This window comes from Microbacterium flavescens, from assembly GCF_018588945.1.
GTDB classification, from domain to species: domain Bacteria; phylum Actinomycetota; class Actinomycetes; order Actinomycetales; family Microbacteriaceae; genus Microbacterium; species Microbacterium flavescens.
The window spans coordinates 247,503-263,018 of the sequence record NZ_JAFIWA010000004.1; the positions used below are offsets into that span (position 1 = coordinate 247,503).

The following is a 15,516-nucleotide window of genomic DNA, read 5'->3' on the forward strand; positions in this document are numbered from 1 at the left end:
CCGGAGTTCCGAGGAACTCCGGGCCTTCCGGTGTGCTGTGGTGCTTACCAGCTCGACTTGGTCACGCCGGGCAGCTCGCCACGGTGCGCCATGTCACGGAAGCGGACACGTGAGATGCCGAACTTCGTGAGGACACCGCGGGGGCGGCCGTCGATGACGTCGCGCGAGCGGACGCGGGCGGGCGACGCGTTGCGGGGCAGCTTCTGCAGGCCCACGCGAGCGGCTTCACGCTGCTCGTCGGTCGACTCCGGCGAGACGAGCGCCTTCTTGAGTTCGGCGCGCTTCGCCGCGTAGCGGTCGACGACCACCTTGCGCTGCTCGTTGCGCGCGATCTTGCTCTTCTTGGCCATAGGTCAGCGCTCCTCTCGGAATTCGACGTGCTTGCGGATGACCGGGTCGTACTTCTTGAGCACGATGCGGTCGGGGTTGTTGCGGCGGTTCTTGCGCGTCACGTAGGTGTACCCCGTGCCGGCGGTCGAACGCAGCTTGATGATCGGACGGACGTCCTGAGCCTTCTTGGCCATTAGAGCTTCACACCCTTCGCCTGGAGGTCACGCACGACCGCCTCGATGCCGCGGGCGTCGATGACCTTGATGCCCTTGGCCGAAACGTTGAGCTTGATGTTGCGACCCAGCGACGGAACGAAGTAGGTCTTCTTCTGCACGTTCGGGTCGAAGCGGCGCTTCGTCCGGCGGTGCGAGTGCGAGATGTTGTGACCGAAGCCGGGAACTGCTCCAGTCACCTGGCACACTGCTGCCATAGTGATGTCTCCTTAGTACCGTGAGGCCGGACGGCCCCACCCAAGATCCCTTGTCTGCATCCCGCGCTCGACCCGGCCGGTGAAGGCCCGCGATCAAGTGGAGGACGCGAACTGCGTGCTGGAGTGCGCGCAGACAAAGAGTCAGTCTAGCACGGGCGGCGCGGCGGCTTGACTCGGGCGGGGCGCCCCCTCAGTCGACGGCGTGGGCGACGCGGATGACGCTCTCGGGGTCCCACGCGCGCGCGACGCGGCGCAGCCGTTCGGCGGCGGGACCGTACAGATCCGCCGCCGGAGCCGGCTTCTCGGTGAAGTTCTTCACGACGGCGGGTGCGGCGAAGGGGCGCATGCGATCGACGACGGCGGATGCCGCATCCTGCACGGCAGCGCGGGCTCCGGGGAACGGCACCAGCCCCAGCGCGAAGACGAGACCGGCGCCGTCGACCGCCGAGACCGCCCCGCCGACCACGCGCCTGGGCGACGCCGCGCCGCCCAGGTGCCGCAGCTCGATCGACAGCAGCGCCTCGGATGCCGGCTCCAGCGCCACCCCGAGCAGGGTGTCGATCGCCGCCGCAGTTATCTCCGCGAGCACGACCGCCTCACCGAGCCCCGGCGCCGGCTGCGGGGGGTCTCCGTGCACCGTGCTCAGTTCGGCCGGCGCCATCGGCCGCACCGAATCGAGGTCGGGAGCGAGGTCGCGCAGCGGCTGCAAGAGAGCAGCCGCGGTGGCGGCATCCGCTTGGATCGCCGTCTCGACGGCCACGAACGAACGGCCGCGAAGGGGATCGGGGATCTCGGGGATCGGCGGGTAGCGCAGTACCCGAGCGAGCGACGTGACCGAGTCGGGGAGGTCGGAGATCCACTCCCGCCACGCGTGCGCGATGTCGGCCGCTCGATCCAGCGGCCAGAGGAGCGCGCCCGCGTGAAGCTCGTCGATCACGTGGAGCCGGAGCTCCATCGAGGTCACCACGACGGGCGCGATGCCTCCGCGCACCGCCCAGAACAGCTCCGGATGATGGGCGTCGTCGATGGTGACGAGGCGGCCCTGGGCGTCGACCGCTTCGATCGAGAGGACACTGTTGACACCCAGCCCGTGTGAGCGGGCGAGCCAGCCGAGCCCGCCACCGAGGATGGATCCGACGACCCCCACCGACGGCGCCATTCCCGAGACGGCGGCCAGGCCGTGTTGTCCCGCGGCGGCGGCCAGGCCTGCCGCGCTCGCGCCGGCGCCCACGCGTGCGGTGCGCGCCTCGGCGTCGATCACGACTCGGTCGAGTCGGCCGGTGCGCAGGAGGATGGTGTCGGTCAGCGGACCGAGCGCTCCGGCCCCATGGCCTGTGCTCTGAGGCGCGACGTGGAGGCCCAGACGGCGTGCGGCCTTCACGGTGGCCACGATGTCGTCCACGTCCGCGGCGATGACCACTGCGATGGGGCGCTGATCCACCAGCAGCTGCCACGCGGACCGGGCGGCGTCCCAGCCGGGTTCGTCCGGCAGGAGCAGCTCGCCCGACAGCTCGGCGCGCAGCCGCTCGAAGTGCTCGCCGGGCAGGGCGGTCTCAGCCGTCGCGGGCCGCTGGTCGGGGGTCGGGAGCGAGGGGTCGATGGTCACGTTCATTCTCTTTCGTCGTCGGGTGATCGTTATTGTCCAGAGGTTCAGAGGGCGCGTGGAGGCCGCGATGATGCAGTCAGCGTCGGGCTCCGGCGGAGAGGAGTGCCTGAAGCACGCTTTCGATACCAGCGGGTCCGGGAGCATTCCGGATCGCCGTGCCGATGCGCTGCGCGTTGTCGCGGTACGACGGATCGCGCAGCAGGCTGTCCACCGCCTTCCGCAGCTGCGGTGGCGCGACGCGACCCTCGCGCGGGCGCAGTCGCAGACCCGCGCCGCTCCACGCCACCCTCGCCGAGACCTCCGTCTTGTCCTCGGTGTCGCCGGCCGCGACGATCGGGACGCCGTGCGCGAGGGCGTAGTGCACGCCGCCGTATCCGCCGTTGGTGACGAAGGCGCTCAGCAGCGGGAAGAGTCGGTCGTAGGGGAGATACGGCGCGATGCGGGCGTTGGCCGGCAGCGTGGCTGCGGGGACGTCGCGTCCTCCCGTCGAGGCCACCACGAGCACGTCGTGGTCGGCGAGCGCCTCGAAGGTGGGAAGGACCAGTCCCGAGAGATCGCCGTTGGCGACGGTCCCCTGCGTCACATGGACGACGGGCCGCCCGCTGCGCAAGTCGTCCCACCAGTCCGGCACCTCGACGGTCGACGCGTCGGCGAGCGAGACGGGGCCCACGAAATGGACGGGGGTGGCCAGATCGCTGCGCGGGTACTCGAACTCGCTCACGCTGAACTGCACCACGGCGTCGGCCAGGGACGGGTAGTCCATGACGGGAGCCCGCAGCTCGGTGCCGACGAGCTCGCGCACCATGCGCTCGGCGGTCCGCTGCAGTTCGGAGAAGACGAAGCGGTCGGTCGTCCACGACAGGACCCCGTTGCGCACGCGGCCGAGCGGCCCGGCCAGGGGCGGGATCCCGAGCGCGAACGGGGCGGTGTCACGGCTCCGCAGTCCGAGCGGGACGATGCCGAGGTTCACCACCGGGGGCCGCGTGTGCGCGGTGCGCGCGAGCAGCAGCATCGCCCCGAGGAACATGCTCTCGGTCAGCACGGCGTCGGCCGGCTCCTCCGCGAGCAGCGCGTCGACGGCGCGCAGCTGACTCGGCGCCGGCTCGAGGAAGATGTGCTGCAGGTCCCAGCGCGGCCCCGCGACCCCGCGGAGTCCGACGCGGCCCGGGAACGCGGCATCCATGTCCCGATCGTCGTAGTCGGCATCGGCCGGAAGCGGGCACCAGCGAGCTCCGGTGGCTTCGACGACGTCGCGGTAGCGGCCACCTGTGAGGAAGCGGACCCGGTGCCCGGCGGTCACGAGGGTCCGCGCCACCGCAAGCAGCGGCATGACGTGTCCGTGCACCGGGGTGCTGCAGATGAGCAGTGACAGCATGACTTCTCCAACTGATAGGCTTTTGAAACTACTCGTGGAGTATTCACTACCCTGTCAGGAAAGTCAATGACCCCGTACGTGTCGCCTCTGCGCGAGGCCCAGGCCGCGCAGACCCGAACCCGCATCCTCGACGCGGCGGTGCGCGTGTTCGGTGAGGCCGGGTACTCCGGCGCATCGCTCGCCCGCATCGCGAAAGAGGCCGGTGTCTCGCTCGAGACCGTGAAGCAGAACGGCCCGAAGTCGGCACTGCTGCTCGCAGGGTTCGACCACGCGTTCTCCGGCGCAGAGGGTGAGGGCCCGCTGCACACGCGCGAGCTCGGCGAGGCGGCGGAGGAGCTCGAGCCCAGCCGGCTGCTGCCGTTCCTGGTCGAGTTCGTGGGGAGCGCGAACGCACGCGTCGCCCGGCTCTGGCCGCGGATGCTCGAAGCGGCTGCGGGGGACGCCGACGTCGCACAGCGACTGCGCGACCTGCAGGCGAGCCGTCGTGCCGACATGGTCGGCGCGGTCGCGATGTTCCGGCGCAGGGGACTCTGCGACAGCACCCTCCCGGACGCCGAACTCGCCGACGCACTGTCCTTCCTCATCTCGCCGGAGAGCTACACGCAGCTCGTGACCGAGGCGGGATGGAGCGCCGACGCGTACCACGCATGGCTCGTCCGCGCCGTGGGGCGGGTGGTCCTGGCGGACTGAACCGGCACCCCGGTCACAGGTCGGCGGCGCCGCGCCCCCAGCGGAACGCCGACACGGTCGGCTCGCCCGGGATCCAGAACCGCCACGGGAAGCTCGCCGTGCCCGCCACGCCGGCGACGCCCACACGGGGCCCGGACGCGATGGGGGCGATCTGCCCGGCGGCGAGCGCGAGCCGCGCGACCGCACCGTGATGGGGCGCGCCGGTGATCGCGTCGATGCCGTCGTGGAGCGGATGCCGCAGCCCCACGGCATCGCCCAGCCGACCGGGTCCGCGCGCGAGGTCGCGAGCCGTGCGCGCGGCGGGGCGGCGAGCGAACGCGGTCTCGAGGCCCTCGAGCACTTCGCCCCCGCGCAGGAGCACACCGCCGGCCACCCCTTCCGGCCCGCACACGACGTTCACGCACGAGTGGATGCCGTGACTCAGGTACACGTACAGGTGGCCCGGCTCGCCCCACATCGTGGCGTTGCGCGCGGTCGGGCCCATTCGGGCGTGCGAGCCCGGATCGGGGATCGGCCCCGTGCCGCGGCCGTGATACGCCTCGACCTCGGTGAGGCGGACGGTGACGGTCTCGCCCGCCACCGTGGTGGTCAGGTGCGCTCCGAGCAGGCGCGGCGCGACATCGGCGGGAAGCCCGACGAGATCGTCGCGCGTCGCCGCGCGCAGCTCGTCTCCCGCCATGGCGTGAGTCTACGTGCGGACGGACGGACAACGCGTCCCGGGAAGCCGTGCCGAGCGGCATCCCGGGACGCGCCCCGGCGCGCACGGAGTCGAAGCGTTTCACGCCTCACCGCGCCGGAGTCGGGTGTGCGGCGTCTGGGCGCTGCACACGTCAGGGGTGGGCGCAGATCGCCCCGCGAGGAGGTGTCAGGCGGTCGCGGCGCGCGACGTCGCAGGGCGGGCGTTGGCCACCGCCACCAGCGTGGCGACGCCGGCGATGGCACCGGCGGACCACATCAGTCCGAGTGCGCCGGCGTTCGAGCCGGCGACCGTGTAGCCGATGAGCGAGGCCGCGATGGCGACCACGCCGACGGAGGCGACGCTCGCCAGCCGGGCGTCGCGATGCGCCAGACGACGGACGAGGTCGACGGCCGCGCCCAGGAGGACCGCGATGCCGAGCGCCATGATGAGCGGCGCCCAGTACAGCACCGCGGGGGTCGCGGCACCGGCGACGACCAGAGCGGCGGCGGTGCGAGGCCTCCGAGCCTTCAGAGTGATGCCGGACAGCAGCAGAGCCGAGACCACGAAGCCCTGGATGGTGCCTTCGAGGTAAGGCATTCCGGGCTGGAGCAGCTGCCCGATGCTCATCGGAAGGATGAAGGCCACGAGGACGGCGGCGCCGAGCACCCACCACCAGCGGGACGTGAAACGGAGGACGGAGTTCATGATCGTTGCTTTCGGTTCAGACGGCAGACTCCGCAGTGCCGCGCGTTCTGTGTGTACCCAGAGCAGGTCGGCCGGGATGCCGGACGCTGCTCGCCGCGCGATGGAGAAGGCCACCGCGACGGGCGGCGTGCCGATCTCACGCGCGTAGGCCTGCTGCTCCCACAGGTCGGAGTGGATCTCGTCGCGTCGACGCTCGGCCGCCGGCGCGCTCACCCAACCCGTGTAGCAGTCGACCCATCCTCGGACGAGCTGCACGGCGATTCCCGTGGTCGCAGCTCCTCCGACACGCTCCCGGGCCAGCAGCCCGGTCACAGTGTTCCCCACGCTGCTCGCCCCTGCGCCAGCGGCGCCCGGGATGATGACTGCCGGTGCTGGGCCAGCGCCGCCGAAGCGGCGGTGCCGTCGACCTGGTACAGACGGCGGCGCGGACGCCCCTCGGCGGCCGCGTCGTCGGCGTCCTCCCACGTGCTGGAGAGGAAGCCGGCGGTCTCGAGCCGACCGAGCGCCTTGTACAGCGTGCCGTGCGACGTGAGGCCCCCGGTTTCATCGCCCTGGGCGATGACCCGTGCGATGCCGAAGCCGTGGAAGCTCTCTTCGCCGCTGCGCCGAAGCTGCAGCGCGGCGTCGAGGATCGCCAGCTCGAGCGGCAGCAGGGTGCCTGGTTTCCGTCGCATGAGTCATTTATAGGCAGATATCTTCCCATTGTCAATGGGAAGATATGCGGTGCTCGCAAACGCCGGAATTCCGCCGGAGTCAGGCCGGGGGAACCTGGCACCACGAGATCGACGATCCGGCCAGTGCGGTGACCTCCGCGCCGTCCGCGAGCTCGAGCACCCGCGTCTCGGTGCGCTCGGGGAGGGGCAGCTGGTACGTGTCGTACGGATTGGCGACGGCGTCGGGGGCGACGAGCACGGCGGCGTAGCGCGCACTGGGCGACACGCAGACCTGGAGTACGGCATCCGTGTCGGCGACCTCGCTCAGCAGGCGAGTGCCGCCGTCGGGCGCGACGAGCGAGATCGATGTGCGGCCGGTCGGCACGCCGTCGCCCTCGAGCACCGCGGCGGTGCGGATCGTCGAACCGTCGGGGAGCGGCGTGACGCTGCTCGGGGGTCCGGGATCGGGGTCCGGTGAGACGAGCGGCAATTCGGTCGCGTCGGTCAGGTCGATCGACACGAGTGCGTCCGTGCGCTCGACGACCGCGGCGCTCGAGCCGCGCGCGATCCCCTCGATGGTCATCGCCGACCCGAGGGCCGTGGCCCCTTCGCCCGCCGACCCGGTCAGCAGCAGCGATCCGTCGAAGGACAGCAGCAGGATGCTGTCGGTGTCGGGCACGAAGCGCCACTCGGCGACGCGCGGATCGGCGCCGTCGACGGTCACCTCGACGGGCTCGGCGTCGGGATCCCGGAGCGACATCGTGTAGAGCAGGCTCTCGCGTCCGCTCTCGGCCGTGAGCGCGGCATCCGAGAAGGTGAATCCGATCGTGTCGCCCCGATCGGCGCTCTGCAGATTCGAGACGAAGCCGTCGCCGGGAAGTCTCAGCTCACGGGGGTTCGCGCCGTCGAGATCAGTCATGATGAGCCCGGCGCGGTCGTCGTCGGTGCGGACGGAGATCACGAGGTGGGTGGAGGTCGCGCGGTAGTCCTCGATGTGCGGATGCTCGAACACGGGCTCGGCGCTCTCGCCGGACAGGTCGCTCCGGAAGATCGTGTCGCCGTCGGACCCGCGCTGGAGCAGCTCTACCTGGGCCGGCGGCGTGCGGAACGTCTCGGAGATCGTCGCCGTCGGACCACCGCCGAGCGATGTCACGCCGTCGATCTCGACGGAGTACTCGGTGTCGTCCCACAGCGGCAGCGCGAACCGGATGCCGACGCTGCGCCCGGCGGTGTCGACGGCGAACGGCGTCGCCGGCGTGATCGTGACCTGCGACGGGTCGACGTCGGCGATCGACTGCGTGGTGGTGATGATGAGGCGGCCGCCGGATGCCTCGGCCGCCGCCGCCGGGTCGACCTGCACTTCTGTGACCCGGGGTCCTTGCGCGACGGTCGCCGCGGCACCCGCCAGGCCGGCCACGGCGAGCACAGCGACGACGAGCGCGAAGGCGCCGACGAACGCGCGACCGCGCCGTCGGCGTCCGCGGGAGCGGCGCGTCGACGGCTCAGTACTCATACGGATCCTCGGGCTCCTCGATCTCGGCGACCGATGCCGCGTCGATCTCGAGGCGGCCGTCCGATGTGGCGCGCACCGTGCCGGCGACCGTGACCCACTGGCCGGTGCCGGGGTTCGATGCGCCCGCGACGGCGACGCTCGCGGGCTGCGCGTCGATGACGCAGTGAGTGACGACGAGCCGCGTCAGGTCGAACGTGCCGTCCTCGCCCGGGGTGACGAAGCCGGTCAGCTCGATGGGGTCTCCGTCGAACGCCTCGGGATCGGTCGCCGTCGCGAACACCGTGGCCCACTCGCCGACCCCGAACGACGACGTGTCTCCGGTCGCGGCGAGGGTGACGGCATCCGCTCCCGCGAACAGCGGGGTTGCGCCGACGTCGCGCGACATGGCGAGTTCGGCCGACAGCGACGCGGGCGGCAGCACGAGGGTGAGGACGACGATTCCGGATGCCGCGACCCCACCCACCATCGTCGCCGCCACGCCTGCCGGGTGCCGGCGCGCGTGCGTGTGGTCGTGCTCGTGTTGAGTGTCCAGGACACGCCGCTCCCCGCCTCCCGCGTGCGGCGTTTCCTGGACACTCGACAGGGGGGACGAGGGGGCCGAGCCTGGGGTGTCGAGGGTGGAGCCGTGGTCGTGGCCGTGGTCGGCCTCGGCGCCGAGCGGCAGGGCGAACGACGCGACCGCTCCGACGAGCGCGACGACCGCCATCGAGACCGCGAACCACGTCGAGTCGGGGTTGATGTAGAGGCCGAGCCGGCCGGTGAGGGCGAGGCCGAGCGTGACCACGGCGAGGACCGCGGCCAGCCCGACTCCGAGCCACCGCGTGCCGATCCACTCCGCCCTACGCAAGGAGGTTCACCGCCGTTCCGATGGCGAAGGCCGACAGCACCACGATGACGACGATCCCTGCGAGCGTGCGGGTGGTGAACGTCGTGCGCATGAGCGCGAGCATCTTCACGTCGACGAGCGGACCGACGAGCAGGAACGCCACGATCGCTCCGGGCGTGAAGGTCGAGGCGAACGACAGCGCGAAGAACGAGTCGACGTTCGAGCAGATCGACACGACCATGGCGAGGGCGATCATCGCTGCGATCGACAGAGCCGGGTTCGAGCCGATCGCCAGCAGGGCCTCCCTCGGGATGAGCACCTGCACCGCCCCGGCGAGCGCCGAGCCGATGATGAGCGCCGGCATGACGGCGCGCAGCTCGACCACGAACTGCGCGATGCTGCGGCGGCCCTTTCCGCCGGGCTCGTGGACGACGAGCTCGCACGTGTCGCGGAACCGGTCAGTCAGCAGGGCATCGGGCGAAGGGTGGCGGCTGTACAGCCATCCGATCAGGTTCGCGATGAGATACCCGCCGACCAGGCGCGCGACGAGGATGCCGTCGCTGAATCCGAAGGCCTGGTGGGTCGTGATGATGACGATCGGGTTCACGATCGGAGCCGCGATCAGGAACGTCATCGTCTCGGGCACGCTGAACCCGCGCATCAGGAGGCCGCGGGCGAACGGCACGTTGCCGCACTCGCACACCGGCACGATCATGCCGAGGAGGGAGAGCACCGCCCTGCGGGCCCACGCCCGGCGCGGCATCCATCGCTCGATCACTCCCGGCGGCACCCAGACCTGCACCGCGATCGACAGGATCACGCCCAGCATCACGAACGGCAGCGACTCGATGAGCACGCTGATCGCGAGCGTCAGGCCGTCCTGTGCGCGAGTGGGGAGGGATGCCGGGAACAGCGTCGGCGCGAGCCAGTCGACGAGGAACAGCCCGGCGACGACGGCGACGCCGATCGCGAGCGCGACCAGCGTGGGGGCAGGGCGCGTCCGCGCCGCCGGGCGGGTGTCAGTCCGCGTCACGCTTCTCGTCCCGGGCCTGGGCGCAGGTGGCGCACAGCCCGAAGATGTCGACGATGTGCTCGGCGTCGCGGAAGCCGTTGCGCTCGGCCGTCCGCTTGGCCCACTGCTCGACATCCGTCGCCTCGATCTCGACGGTGAGCCCGCAGCTGCGACAGATCAGGTGGTGGTGGTGACCCGTGCTGGTGCAGGCGCGGTAGAGCGCTTCGCCCTCGGGGCTCTGCAGCGAATCCGCGTCGCCCTGGGCCGCGAGGCCGGCGAGCGCGCGGTAGACGGTGGCCAGTCCGATGCCGGTGTTCTCGCCGCGCAGGGTTGCGTGAAGCGACTGCGCGCTGACGAAACCCCGGGCGTCGGCAAGCGCTTCGCGCACGCGTTCGCGCTGCCACGTATTGCGCTGGACCATACTCCCGAGTCTACCGGCGGCCCCTGGACGCCTGCCGGGCGGGGCGGAGCTGGGCGGCAGCGCCCAACACCCCGGGTTGAGTGTCCACAACTCGCCGCTGCCCGCGCCTCACCGGCGGCGCGTCCTGGACACTCAACGGAGCTGCGGGGCCGGTGGCGCTGGTCATGCGGTGGCGACCCGATTGCGGGTCACCCGGCCGCGGCGGGAGCCGACACCGCGGCACACGAGGTAGATCACGAACGAGATCGTCGTGATGTAGGGGCTCACGGGCAGCGTACCCATGATCGCGAGCAGGATGCCGCCCACGGCCGAAACGAATCCGAACAGCGCCGCGAGCAGGGGCACCGAGAGCGCGCCGGTCGCGATGCGCATCGCCGCGGCCGCGGGCGTCACGAGCAGCGCCATCACCAGCAGCGCGCCGATGATGTGCACCGCGACGGCGACGATCAGCCCGAGCAGCAGCATGAACGCGAGCGACACGGCGGTCGTCGGCACCCCGCGCGCCGACGCGGACTGGGGATCGAGCGAGTCGAAGCGCAGCGGCCGCCAGATGAGCAGCAGTCCGAGCAGAGCGAACGCGCTGATCACGATGAGCCAGCCGAGCTGGCCCGACTGCACCGACACGATCTGGCCCGTGAGCAGGCTGAACCGGTTGGCGCTGCGCCCGTCGTAGAGCGACAGGAACAGGATGCCGAGGCCCAGCCCGAACGGCATGAGCACGCCGATGATCGAGTTGCGGTCACGTGCCCGCGCTCCGAGCCAGCCGATGATCGCCGCGGCGAGGAGCGAGCCGATGATCGACCCCGTGACGACGTCCCAGCCGATCAGCAGCGCCGCCGCCGCACCCGCGAACGACAGCTCGCTGATGCCGTGCACGGCGAACGCCATGTCGCGCTGCATCACGAGCACGCCGATCAGGCCGCCGACGAGACCGAGCACCGCCCCGGCCCACAGCGAGTTCGAGACGAGCATCAGGATGTCGCCGTACACCGGCAGACCCCCGAACATCGCGTCGGCGATGTCGTCCCAGTTCATGCGTGGTCCTCGTCGTGGGCGTGATGGTGGTGGGATGCCTCGGCATCGGGCGCCCCGACCACGACGAGCCGATCGCCCGCACGCAGCACGAACACCGGCGCTCCGTAGAGGTCGGTGAGGACGCGGGAGTTCAGCACCTCGTCGGGCGTGCCCAGCGTGAACCGGCCGTTGGCGAGGTACAGGATGCGGTCGACCTTGCCGAGGACGGGGTTGATGTCGTGCGTGACGAGCAGGACCGCGGCATCCTTCTCCCGGCGGTGCCGGTCGATCAGGCCGATGACGGCCTGCTGGTTGGCGAGGTCGAGACTCGTCAGTGGCTCGTCGCACAGCAGCAGACCCGGCTCGTCGGCGAGCGCCTGGCCCGCGCGGAGCCGCTGCTGCTCTCCGCCCGAGAGCTCGCCCACGGGGCGGTCCGCGAACTCGCGCGCGCCGACCGCGTCGATCAGCGCATCGACCCGCGCGGCATCGCCCCGGCGCGGGATCGGCAGGCCGAACCGGTGGCCCGAGACCCCGAGGGTGACGAGGTCGCGGCCGCGCAGCGCGGTGTCGGGCGGCAGCGGCCGGCTCTGCGGCAGGTAGCCGACGCGGCGGCTGCCCCGCGAGCGGACTGGTTCGCCGAGCACCGAGATCGTGCCGGCGGAGAGCGGCTCCAGCCCCAGGATCGCCCGCAGCAACGTCGTCTTGCCCGAGCCGCTCGGCCCGAGTACGGCGATCAGCTCGCCGGGCCGGACGGTGAGATCGAGTCCGGCCCACAGTTCGCGGTCATCGCGGCGGAGCGCGGCGCCGCGGATCTCGAGGGCGGGAGCCGGATCGCTCACGACTCCAGAGCGCCGCTCAGCGCCTCGATGTTGGCCTGCATCCACGAGATGTAAGTCTGGCCCTCGGGGAGCGTTTCTGAAAACGCGATGCTCGGGATGCCGCGGCCGTCGGCCTCCCCGACGATCTGCGCCGTCTCCGCACCGGCCGTCTGCGTGTTCGTGACGACGACGCTCACGTGCCCGTCTTCGAAGAGCCGGATGGATTCGAGGAGAGTCGCGGGCGCGACATCCTGCCCCTCCTCGACCGCCTCCGTGAAGGCCTCGGGGGTGACGTTCTCGAGCCCGGCCGCGGCGATCAGGTACGCCGGCACCGGCTCGGTGACGAACGCCTCGGCTCCGGCGTGCGCGGCGTCGATCTCGGCGAGTGAGGCCTCGAGCGCATCGATCTCGGCGTTGAACGCCTCGGCGTTCGCTGCGTACGTGTCGCTGTTGTCGGGATCGAGCTCGGCGAGTTCATTCGCGATCCCCTCAGCCAGGTGAGCGACCGTGTGCGGGTCGTACCAGACGTGCTCGTTGAAGCCCTCGACGTGATCGTGACCTTCGTGATCATGGTCCTCGTGATCAGCGTGGTCTTCCGCCTCGCCCTCGGCTTCCTCGTCGTGGCCCGCGTTCTCGGGCCAGTCGTGCGAGTACTCGACCGCCGTGACCACCGGTGCTTCGACGCCGCTCGACTCGATCAGCGCGTCGATGAACGCGTCGTAGCCTCCGCCGTTCTCGATGATGAGGTCGGCATTCGCGACCGTGAGCTGGTCGCGCGCGCTCGGCTCGAACGAATGCGGATCCTGCGACTCGTTCGTCACGATCGACGTCACCTGCACGAGGTCGCCGCCGATCTGCTCGGCGATCTGTCCATAGACGTTCGTCGACGCCACGACCGAAACTGCGCCCTCATCGCTCTGCCCCGCGGCCGTGCCGCTCGCGCAGCCGGCAAGGGAGAGAGCGGATGCGGCGGCCACGCCGAGCACGATCAGGGAACGCCGAGGGGATGTCATACTCCCACCATAACGCTATTGATAATCGTTCTCAAACGGGTTGGTCACACTTGGCGAGCCTGGTGTCCGCCCCCGGAGGCAGGATCATCGACATGATCTCACTCATCTCCGCGCCGTCGAATCTCGGACTTCGCCCGCCCGCAGCGGGCACGGTGCCCGGTGCGGGGAAGGCGCCGGAGGCCCTCCGCGAGGCGGGGCTGTTCTCCCGGTTCGCAGAGCTGGGCGCGGGTGAAGCGGGAGTGATCCTGCCCGGCCGCTACCGCGACGACCCCGACCCGGCCCATCATCGTGTGCGCAACCACGACGCCCTGATCGACCACTCGCGGCGCCTCGCCGCCAGGATCGGCAGCGTGCTCGACCGCGGAGACGCGCCGCTGGTGATCGGCGGGGATTGCAGCATCCTCGTCGGCGCCGGCCTCGCCCTGCGCAGACGCGGACGCCACGGCCTGGTGCACATCGACGGTCACACCGACTTCCGCCACCCGGGCAACAGCGACGCGTGTGCGAGCGTCGCCGGCGAGGACCTCGCGGCCGCCGTCGGAATGCACTGGCCCGCCATCTCCGACCTGGACGGCCACGCCCCGTACTTCGACCCCCATGACACCGTGCACCTCGGATGCCGCGACGACGACGAGGAGTACGACGAGGTGCGCGGTCTGCTGGCCGAGGTCATCCCCGCGCGGCAGGTCACGTCAGACGTGCCGGGCTTCGTGGAGCTTGTGAGGGGAGTCGTCGACCAGGAGAGCCTCGCGGGGTACTGGCTGCACATCGACGTCGACGTCCTCGATTCGCAGTTCATGCCCGCCGTCGACAGCCCCTCCGAGGGCGGACTGACGCCCACCGAACTCGCCGACCTGCTCGCGGAGCTCGCCCCGCGCGCCCTCGGCGCCCAGGTGACGGTCTTCGATCCCGATCTCGACCCGACCGGCGACTACGCCCGGCTGCTCACCGAGATCCTGGTCTCGGGCCTCGGTCGGCTCGGGCAGGGGATGGCGCCTCCCATCAGTCCAGGAGGAGCGCCGGCTCCTCGAGGATCGACGCCACATCCGCGATGAACCGCGACATCCCGTCACCGTCGATCACCCGGTGATCGAAGGAGCCGGCCACGGTGGTCACGAAGCGCGGGCGCACCTCGCCGTCGACGACCCACGGCTTCTGACGGATCGTGCCGAGCGCCACGATGCCCGACTCGCCGGGGTTGATGATCGGGGTGCCCGCGTCCATGCCGAAGACGCCGATGTTCGTGATCGTGATGGTGCCGTGCTGCTGATCGGCCGGCGACGTCTTGCCCTCGCGGGCGGTCAGCGTGAGCTTCTCGAGGGCGCGCGCCAGGTCGCGCAACGAGAGGTCCTGCGCGTCTTTGATGTTCGGCACGAGCAGGCCGCGGGGTGTCGCCGCGGCGATGCCGAGGTTGACGTACCGGCGCACGCGGATCTCGGCGCCGTTGTCGCCGTCGACCCACGCGGCGTTGACCATCGGGGTGCGGCGCGCGGCCCAGATCACCGCACGGGCCATGATCAGCAGCGGTGAGACGCGGATGTCGGCGAAATCGGGCGAGGCCTTGAGCCGCTTGACCAGTTCCATCGTGCGCGTGGCGTCGACGTCGGTCCACACCGAGACGTGCGGGGCCGAGTAAGCGGACTGCACCATGGCGGACGAGGTGGCCTTGCGCACGCCCTTCACCGCGATCGTCTCCTCGCGGCCCGCGGCATCGGGAGCCGGCGTGGCCGGCGCGACGGCGGCCGGGCGCGACGCGGCGACCGGGATCGTCTCCTCGCGCACGTCGCCCCAGGCGGGCGTCTCGATGTTGCGGAAGACGCTGGCCTGCGACGCGTGCTTGACGACGTCGTCGCGCGTCACCTCACCCGCGGGGCCGGTCGGCGTGACGGCAGCGAGGTCGACGCCGAGGTCGCGCGCGAGCTTGCGGATCGGCGGCTTGGCGACGACGCCGACGGATGCCTCGACCCGCTCCTGCGCGGTCGCGGAGGGCTTCCGCCGCCGGGACTGCACCGGACCCCCCGTCCCGTAGCCGACCAGCACCGCCCCGTCGCCCTCGGCCGTGGGGGCGGCATCAGCGGGTGCGCCGTGCTCGGTCTGTCCGACGGTCGCCGGGCCCGAGGCATCCGCTCCTGCTGCGATCGTGATGATCGGGGCGCCGACGTTCACCGTCTCGCCCTCACCCACGAGCAGGTCGCCCACCGTGCCGGCGAACGGCGACGGCAGCTCGACGAGCGACTTGGCCGTCTCGATCTCGACGAGGACGTCGTTGACCGCGACGATGTCACCGGGGGCGACGTGCCACGACACGATCTCGGCCTCGGTGAGACCCTCGCCGACATCGGGGAGGACGAACGTCTGGGTGCTCATGGGTGGTCCTTTCGCAGCATCCCGTCACCGCGCCCCCACTGCCCGCGAGACTTCAACGGTGCAC

At 71.2% G+C, this 15,516-nt stretch carries 18 protein-coding genes; 2 read left to right on the forward strand and 16 right to left on the reverse strand.

Features of this window, described 5'->3' with window-relative positions:
- Nucleotides 1-44: 44 nt before the first annotated feature.
- The 5 genes from rpsN to JX005_RS10220 form a co-directional block, all read right to left on the reverse strand.
- On the reverse strand, nt 45-350 hold the full coding sequence (gene rpsN / locus JX005_RS10200; protein WP_055961646.1) for a 30S ribosomal protein S14: 306 nt from the start codon (nt 348-350) through the stop codon (nt 45-47).
- 3 nt (nt 351-353) lie between these two features.
- Nucleotides 354-524 (reverse strand): 50S ribosomal protein L33, encoded by a 171-nt coding sequence (rpmG, locus tag JX005_RS10205; protein WP_005051772.1) that lies wholly within the window; start codon nt 522-524, stop codon nt 354-356.
- Entirely contained in the window at nt 524-760 is a 237-nt protein-coding gene (gene rpmB, locus JX005_RS10210) for a 50S ribosomal protein L28 (RefSeq protein WP_013584774.1), read from the reverse strand. The genes rpmG and rpmB overlap by 1 nt, the downstream gene beginning before the upstream one ends.
- 190 nt (nt 761-950) lie before the next feature.
- Nucleotides 951-2,366 carry an FAD-binding oxidoreductase gene (locus JX005_RS10215; RefSeq protein WP_214467374.1) on the reverse strand — a complete coding sequence of 472 codons (1,416 nt, stop codon included), beginning with the start codon at nt 2,364-2,366 and terminating at the stop codon, nt 951-953.
- Nucleotides 2,367-2,442: 76 nt separating this feature from the next.
- Complete coding sequence (locus JX005_RS10220) at nt 2,443-3,741, reverse strand: glycosyltransferase (RefSeq protein WP_214467375.1); 1,299 nt, start codon at nt 3,739-3,741, stop codon at nt 2,443-2,445.
- 66 nt (nt 3,742-3,807) lie between these two features.
- On the opposite strand from JX005_RS10220, the gene JX005_RS10225 reads away from it, so the two are divergent.
- Nucleotides 3,808-4,431 carry a TetR/AcrR family transcriptional regulator gene (locus JX005_RS10225; protein ID WP_214467376.1) on the forward strand — a complete coding sequence of 208 codons (624 nt, stop codon included), beginning with the start codon at nt 3,808-3,810 and terminating at the stop codon, nt 4,429-4,431.
- A 13-nt stretch (nt 4,432-4,444) separates the two neighbouring features.
- Here JX005_RS10225 and JX005_RS10230 read toward each other — a convergent pair whose 3' ends face one another.
- The 10 genes from JX005_RS10230 to JX005_RS10275 form a co-directional block, all read right to left on the reverse strand.
- Nucleotides 4,445-5,110 carry a DNA-3-methyladenine glycosylase gene (locus tag JX005_RS10230; protein WP_214467377.1) on the reverse strand — a complete coding sequence of 222 codons (666 nt, stop codon included), beginning with the start codon at nt 5,108-5,110 and terminating at the stop codon, nt 4,445-4,447.
- Between the two features lie 186 nt (nt 5,111-5,296).
- The gene (locus JX005_RS10235; protein WP_214467378.1) at nt 5,297-6,139 is read right to left on the reverse strand and encodes a hypothetical protein; all 843 of its coding nucleotides are present in this window, start codon (nt 6,137-6,139) and stop codon (nt 5,297-5,299) included.
- The gene (locus JX005_RS10240) at nt 6,124-6,489 is read right to left on the reverse strand and encodes a PadR family transcriptional regulator (protein ID WP_214467379.1); all 366 of its coding nucleotides are present in this window, start codon (nt 6,487-6,489) and stop codon (nt 6,124-6,126) included. The genes JX005_RS10235 and JX005_RS10240 overlap by 16 nt, the downstream gene beginning before the upstream one ends.
- Nucleotides 6,490-6,568: 79 nt before the next feature.
- Nucleotides 6,569-7,981 carry a hypothetical protein gene (locus tag JX005_RS10245; RefSeq protein WP_214467380.1) on the reverse strand — a complete coding sequence of 471 codons (1,413 nt, stop codon included), beginning with the start codon at nt 7,979-7,981 and terminating at the stop codon, nt 6,569-6,571.
- Nucleotides 7,971-8,828 carry a TIGR03943 family putative permease subunit gene (locus tag JX005_RS10250; protein WP_214467381.1) on the reverse strand — a complete coding sequence of 286 codons (858 nt, stop codon included), beginning with the start codon at nt 8,826-8,828 and terminating at the stop codon, nt 7,971-7,973. Before JX005_RS10250 ends, JX005_RS10245 begins: the two co-directional genes overlap by 11 nt.
- The gene (locus JX005_RS10255; RefSeq protein ID WP_214467382.1) at nt 8,821-9,840 is read right to left on the reverse strand and encodes a permease; all 1,020 of its coding nucleotides are present in this window, start codon (nt 9,838-9,840) and stop codon (nt 8,821-8,823) included. Before JX005_RS10255 ends, JX005_RS10250 begins: the two co-directional genes overlap by 8 nt.
- Nucleotides 9,827-10,240 (reverse strand): Fur family transcriptional regulator, encoded by a 414-nt coding sequence (locus tag JX005_RS10260; protein WP_214467383.1) that lies wholly within the window; start codon nt 10,238-10,240, stop codon nt 9,827-9,829. Before JX005_RS10260 ends, JX005_RS10255 begins: the two co-directional genes overlap by 14 nt.
- Nucleotides 10,241-10,402: 162 nt before the next feature.
- The gene (locus JX005_RS10265; protein WP_214467384.1) at nt 10,403-11,275 is read right to left on the reverse strand and encodes a metal ABC transporter permease; all 873 of its coding nucleotides are present in this window, start codon (nt 11,273-11,275) and stop codon (nt 10,403-10,405) included.
- Complete coding sequence (locus tag JX005_RS10270; protein WP_214467385.1) at nt 11,272-12,093, reverse strand: metal ABC transporter ATP-binding protein; 822 nt, start codon at nt 12,091-12,093, stop codon at nt 11,272-11,274. Before JX005_RS10270 ends, JX005_RS10265 begins: the two co-directional genes overlap by 4 nt.
- Nucleotides 12,090-13,085, reverse strand: coding sequence for a metal ABC transporter solute-binding protein, Zn/Mn family (locus JX005_RS10275; protein ID WP_214467386.1), 996 nt, complete (start codon nt 13,083-13,085; stop codon nt 12,090-12,092). Before JX005_RS10275 ends, JX005_RS10270 begins: the two co-directional genes overlap by 4 nt.
- Before the next feature lie 92 nt (nt 13,086-13,177).
- Between JX005_RS10275 and JX005_RS10280 the strand changes: the two genes are divergently transcribed.
- Nucleotides 13,178-14,140, forward strand: coding sequence for an arginase family protein (locus tag JX005_RS10280; RefSeq protein WP_214467387.1), 963 nt, complete (start codon nt 13,178-13,180; stop codon nt 14,138-14,140).
- Here JX005_RS10280 and JX005_RS10285 read toward each other — a convergent pair.
- Nucleotides 14,088-15,452, reverse strand: a complete 1,365-nt coding sequence (locus tag JX005_RS10285; RefSeq protein ID WP_214467388.1) for a dihydrolipoamide acetyltransferase family protein — start codon at nt 15,450-15,452, stop codon at nt 14,088-14,090. The genes JX005_RS10280 and JX005_RS10285 overlap by 53 nt on opposite strands.
- Nucleotides 15,453-15,516: the final 64 nt, after the last annotated feature.

Coding starts and splice junctions, on each gene's coding strand:
- rpsN (WP_055961646.1), bottom strand. CDS start 350: ATGGCCAAGAAGAGCAAGATCGCGCGCAACGAGCAGCGCAAGGTGGTC.
- rpmG (WP_005051772.1), bottom strand. CDS start 524: ATGGCCAAGAAGGCTCAGGACGTCCGTCCGATCATCAAGCTGCGTTCG.
- rpmB (WP_013584774.1), bottom strand. CDS start 760: ATGGCAGCAGTGTGCCAGGTGACTGGAGCAGTTCCCGGCTTCGGTCAC.
- JX005_RS10220 (WP_214467375.1), bottom strand. CDS start 3,741: ATGCTGTCACTGCTCATCTGCAGCACCCCGGTGCACGGACACGTCATG.
- JX005_RS10225 (WP_214467376.1), top strand. CDS start 3,808: ATGACCCCGTACGTGTCGCCTCTGCGCGAGGCCCAGGCCGCGCAGACC.
- JX005_RS10230 (WP_214467377.1), bottom strand. CDS start 5,110: ATGGCGGGAGACGAGCTGCGCGCGGCGACGCGCGACGATCTCGTCGGG.
- JX005_RS10240 (WP_214467379.1), bottom strand. CDS start 6,489: ATGCGACGGAAACCAGGCACCCTGCTGCCGCTCGAGCTGGCGATCCTC.
- JX005_RS10245 (WP_214467380.1), bottom strand. CDS start 7,981: ATGAGTACTGAGCCGTCGACGCGCCGCTCCCGCGGACGCCGACGGCGC.
- JX005_RS10260 (WP_214467383.1), bottom strand. CDS start 10,240: ATGGTCCAGCGCAATACGTGGCAGCGCGAACGCGTGCGCGAAGCGCTT.
- JX005_RS10265 (WP_214467384.1), bottom strand. CDS start 11,275: ATGAACTGGGACGACATCGCCGACGCGATGTTCGGGGGTCTGCCGGTG.
- JX005_RS10275 (WP_214467386.1), bottom strand. CDS start 13,085: ATGACATCCCCTCGGCGTTCCCTGATCGTGCTCGGCGTGGCCGCCGCA.
- JX005_RS10280 (WP_214467387.1), top strand. CDS start 13,178: ATGATCTCACTCATCTCCGCGCCGTCGAATCTCGGACTTCGCCCGCCC.
- JX005_RS10285 (WP_214467388.1), bottom strand. CDS start 15,452: ATGAGCACCCAGACGTTCGTCCTCCCCGATGTCGGCGAGGGTCTCACC.